This is a genomic window from uncultured Campylobacter sp., from assembly GCF_938045775.1.
GTDB lineage: Bacteria > Campylobacterota > Campylobacteria > Campylobacterales > Campylobacteraceae > Campylobacter_B.
Genome location: NZ_CALIBH010000199.1, coordinates 1 through 4,877 on the forward strand (window position 1 = coordinate 1; position 4,877 = coordinate 4,877).

The window sequence follows — 4,877 nt, forward strand, 5'->3', positions numbered from 1 at the left end:
GCCGCGATCAGCCTTTTTAGTAATTTTGCAAGGTCCCATATTACAGATCTTACAGCATACTCCGCTAAGTCCATAACTACACATAGGCATCTGTTTATCAAAGCGATCAAATGCCGTATCTACGCCGATCTGCTCCATCCTAAGCATCATTTCGCGCACGGCGGGATCAGGGGTTTTCTCAAGTACTTCTTGTTTTGTGGGGAAGGTCTTTTTGTATTCAAGCACCGCCTTCATATAATCCGCCGTAAATTCCGCCTCATGAAAATGCTCGAAAAGATTGCCCTGCGCGTCTTTATGTGTGTGCGGACTAGCCTCTGCGGGCACTAAAACTTTTGGGATGCCGTGCTCGTCAAATCCGATAATCGCGCGATGAGAGTGGGGTTTGTGATCATGGCAATGTTTGTCGTGCTCGTGCGAGCTGATGGCGGAATCCTCGTCGTGCTCGTGCGAAGACGCCGCAGAATTTGCGCCGTATTCGTGCAAATAAGCTGCGAGGCTCTCTTCTTGATCGTATGGATGGATCGCAAGATCTTCGTCGTGTAGATGCGAGTGGATTGCGGAGTTATCGCTATGCTCGTGCGAGCAAGAGAAGTGGTCTTTGCTGCTTGGGCTCTTCGCAGGATTTGAGATGGAATTTGTCAAAGAATCAGCCATGGAATTTATTGTAGAGTTTATTGCGGATTTTTTAGCGTTGCCTGCGCTTTGAGCGCTTGAGCGCGCCGCAAAGTTCGTGCTTGAAGCAGAGCTTGCGCTATCATCGTAGCCAGACGCGGAATTTCTGGCTTCGCAGTCGCACTCGTCGCAGGAATTCTCACCTGCGGCGCGATTTTTAGAAATTTTGTCGCGAGTAAGCGAGGCAGAAGTTATAGAGTTTGCGGCGGAATTTTGAGCGATATTTGCGCTTTTATCAAAAACGGACGCGGCGGAGCTTTTGGCTGCGTCTGCGTCGGAATTTTCCCCCGTATTCGCAGCGGAATTTTCATCCGTCGCAGCCTTCTTACGTGAGTCTTTTTGTTTTGAGATTTTGCCGTTTGCCATGACGTCTCCTTAAAATTTATTTTAAAAATAAGCGAGAATGCAGCTCTCAATAAATATACTAAGAAACTACATTATTTAATTCTTATAGATAAAATTTAACGTGATTGTATTTTTTAATTGCTTTAAATTCCCTTAATAGCGCATTAAAATAAAAGATAAAATTTTTTATGGATAAAATATACTAAATAGCTGGGTTTAAATTTCGCCAAGCGGCTCGATCATCTTAGATAATCGATCAGCTTGGCGGAGATTTCGCGAAACTGCAAAATTTTATGCCCCTTTTTCTTGCGCATGAAGTCTTGCGCGTCGCGCAATCTCGCAAACGTGATAAGATCGTCGCCTCTGGCGCTTTGCAGCACGCTGCCGAATACATAAAACGCGTCCTGCGCCCGTAAAATTTCGCCGCTTGCGTAATCGGTGACGTAAAGCTCCGCGCCGCCGAAATATACGTCCGTGGAATTTGCCTTGCGGGAATTCGCGCTAGCGGAATTTGCCTCGCCTAAATTGTCGCTAGCTAGATTTTTGCTCTCAGAATTCGCTCCAGCAGAAGCTACGCTAAAATTTGCGCCCGAGCTCTCACCCTCGAAAAAATACGCAAACATCGCCTTGGGCGAAGCAAACGCGAGCGCGCTGCTGTCTTTAAGTCTTGCATAGGCGCGAAATTCGGGATGCGCGCTAGTATCGATGCCGTATTTGGCGCAGGTGAGATTTACGTCTTTTAGCCACGCGGGCTCGCGCGCAGGTTTGGAATTTTGCGCCGAACCGGAGCCTGCATTATCTGACGCGCCTAAATTCTGCGCCGAGCCGGAGCTCTGAGCCGCGGAATTTTGCATCTCAGCTGCACCGAAAAGCGCTATAAATGCCGCCAAAATGAGTGGAAATTTCACGCCAAATCCTTCGATCTAAAGATAAAATAGCCCAAAACGAGGCTCGCAGCGCCCAGCGCGATCGGATAGAGCAGCGAAAAGGCGATGAAAAGCCCACGCCCGAAGTGATCTAGGATAAAATACGCCGTCGTACCGATGACCGCAAGATCGGGATCAAACAGGCTGATAGCGGCGATGCGGAAGTCCTCCATCGGGTTTGCTAGGGCGATCGCAAAGATCAAATTTTCGTTCACGCCCGTTTTTGCGAGCAGCCCGATTAGCACGAGATCCAAAAACGCAAGGCAGAAAAGCCAGACGAAAAACGCGAGCCCAAGCCCCATCTCTTGGCTTTTTGAAATAGAGCAGATCAAAAATGCGATCCCCAAAAACGCCGCGCACAAGCTAAAAAGCAGCCCCGTATAAAGCAGGCAGATCGCCCACGGAATGCCCGTGCCTTTGATCGCGCCCCAAACGATCGCAAGCAGCAGCGACAAAAATATCGGCACGAACACTCCAAATAGCCTTCCCAGCGCCTTGCCGTAATAATACTGCGCCTGCGAGATCGGGAAGCTTAGCAAGTATTCGAGGATATTTAGGTCGCGATCGGCTAGGATCGCCTTGCTGGTGGTGACAAGCACGAAGACGGGCAGGATGATGATGCAGATCTGAATAAACAGCAGCAGCAGTCGCGAAAGCCCGCTAAAGCCGAGCACACGCGAGTCGGTCACCCCCGTGATGAAAAACGCCGCCACGAGCCCGCTAAAGATCAGCAGATAGAGCAAAAACCAGCGCGAGCGGAAGGACTCTTTGATATCCAAAGCGGCGATGGTGAGTAAATTTTTCATTCATATTCCTTTATTGCGCCTAGGCGCGCTTTAAATTTAGATTTCTCGCGCGGCTTAAATGCGCCGTCTTTAAATTTTAGCCTCGTTTTGCGGCGCGGATTTCGCGACTTTAAATTTCGCCCGCCGAGTGTTTAAACAGGCGGCAAAAATTTTATCCGCAGCGTACGACTGCGCCTCGCGCATAAATTTTAAATTTACGGCTCGCTTGCGGCGCCTGCAAACAGCGCGTCGTTTGTTATCCGCTATCCGTAATCCGCCGCAGTTTTAAAATTTAGCCGTTTAACGGACCGCTTAAATTTTAGCTTCGTAAAATTTCAAACCCAGGCGTATTCCGCAGCATAAAATTTTGAAATTCTAAAAATCCTAAAGCGGCGAATTCCGCGCCGGATAAATTTTAAATTTACGGCGAAATTTTAAGCTAGCGCGCCCGCCTAAATTTTAATTCGACAGAGCAAATTCTGCGCTGTGCGTTAAATTTAGCCGCGTCGCGAGATGAAATTTTGCAGCCGTCTTTTAAGCCTGGCTTTGACTCGCGCCGAAGTCGCGAAGTAAAATTTTATCTCAGCTATGGCGGTGCGGGCGGCGCGCTGAAATTTCACGCTTTAAATTTAGCGCAAATCCTAGCCGCTCAAAATTTCGCCTTGGCTAAAACATCCTTAATGCGCGTGCCCCGAATGCATATCGTGCGCCGTGCCGTTGCCCTCTTGCATCTGCCCCATATCGTGCGGCGCGCCTTGAGAGTGCGTCGTGCTGCCTGCATCGCCACTCATGCCATGATCTGAGCCGTGAGTGTGCTCCATACCGCTCATATCGTGCTTCGCTCGCTCATTCCGTGCTCTGCGGAGTGAGGGTCTTGCATTCCACTCATTCCGCCCATGTCGCCGTGTCCGTGCATGCTTCCCATATTGCCGTGCGCATCGCGACCCATATCGCCCATTCCCATGCCGTGCGAGCCGCCGCCTGCTTTAAGTGCCGCGACTACTTGATCGAAGCTGAAGTCTTGCTTGCCCTCTTGCTTGTTTTTAAACGCGCCCCAGCCAAACGACATAGGGGTTTTAAAACCGCGATAAAAGTGCGCCGTGCGTGCGTCGATAAACTCGCCGTTGCCGCTAGCGTCGTTGATGTAAATTTTGGCGTCCTTTAGCCAGTTTAGTTTATCGTTGGTCACCATAAAATCCACCAAGCAGCCGATGTCGTCAAAGTAGTGGTTTTTACCGTCCACGCGTACATCGACGCTGAAGCGGTTGTCGCTGATCGCCATCTGGCAGTGCTCGCACACGTCTCTGTCGTAGTGGACGTTGCCGTAGTCTTTCTCGTCGCCGCAGCCTAAAAACGTAAGCGCCGCAAGTGCGCAAAGTAAAAATTTAAACATTTTTGTCATCTACGATCCTCCCTAGATCCATACAAATCATTCTTTTTACCAGCCCTTCAACCTCGTCGAGCCTATGCGAGATAAAGATCAAGCTTTTGTCTTTTGCATACTTACGCAAAAGCGTCTTAAAACGCTCGCGCGCGCTCGGATCGAGATTGGCGGTCGGTTCGTCGAAAATCATCGCCTTGCTAGCTCTGCCGAATGCTAGCGCGATTAAAAATTTCTGCTTCATACCGCCGGATAGCTTATGAAAAGGTTTGTTTAAATTTGAACTCAGATCAAGCTCCATTTCGTCGCAAAATTTTACTATATCCGCTCTGCTTGCGTCGGCTGTACGCTCGGCGAAGTAGATGAGCTCATTTAGGCTCAGCTTAAGCGGCGGCGGGGTTTGCGGCACGAAGCTGATACCGCGTAGAGCGCGGCTACGCTGCTTAAACGAATCAAATCCGTCGATGGCGACGCTGCCGCTTGTGGGTATGTATTCGCCTAAAATCGTACGCATCAGCGAGCTTTTGCCCGCGCCGTTTTGCCCGACGAAAAGCACCTGCTCGCCGCCTGCGATATTTAGATCGATATCTTTTAAAACGAATTGATCTGCGAATTTCTTGCTTACGTTTTTAATCTCTATCATAGGCTTCCTTAGATCATATCTTTTAGCTTATTGCCGATACCGAGTGCGTCTTGATGACACACGTCGATACAGCGTCCGCACAGCGTGCAGTCGATCCCTTTTAGCATAAATTTGCTCTTATCGCC

5 protein-coding genes and 1 pseudogene are annotated in these 4,877 nt (G+C 49.4%); all 6 read right to left on the reverse strand.

What is annotated here, in order from left to right; translation table 11 throughout:
* A pseudogene (locus Q0238_RS07795) lies at window positions 1-1,038 on the reverse strand (hypothetical protein); the annotation flags it as partial.
* A 218-nt stretch (window positions 1,039-1,256) separates the two neighbouring features.
* Entirely contained in the window at window positions 1,257-1,925 is a 669-nt protein-coding gene (locus Q0238_RS07800; protein ID WP_297944737.1) for a nitrous oxide reductase accessory protein NosL, read from the reverse strand.
* On the reverse strand, window positions 1,922-2,749 hold the full coding sequence (locus Q0238_RS07805) for an ABC transporter permease subunit (RefSeq protein ID WP_297944739.1): 828 nt from the start codon (window positions 2,747-2,749) through the stop codon (window positions 1,922-1,924). The genes Q0238_RS07800 and Q0238_RS07805 overlap by 4 nt, the downstream gene beginning before the upstream one ends.
* A gap of 656 nt (window positions 2,750-3,405) precedes the next feature.
* A complete protein-coding gene (locus tag Q0238_RS07810) occupies window positions 3,406-3,558 on the reverse strand; it encodes a hypothetical protein (protein ID WP_297944742.1) in 153 nt (50 codons plus the stop codon).
* Window positions 3,555-4,130 (reverse strand): hypothetical protein, encoded by a 576-nt coding sequence (locus tag Q0238_RS07815; RefSeq protein ID WP_297944744.1) that lies wholly within the window; start codon window positions 4,128-4,130, stop codon window positions 3,555-3,557. Before Q0238_RS07815 ends, Q0238_RS07810 begins: the two co-directional genes overlap by 4 nt.
* Entirely contained in the window at window positions 4,114-4,752 is a 639-nt protein-coding gene (locus Q0238_RS07820) for an ABC transporter ATP-binding protein (protein WP_297944747.1), read from the reverse strand. The genes Q0238_RS07815 and Q0238_RS07820 overlap by 17 nt, the downstream gene beginning before the upstream one ends.
* Window positions 4,753-4,877 lie beyond the last annotated feature (125 nt).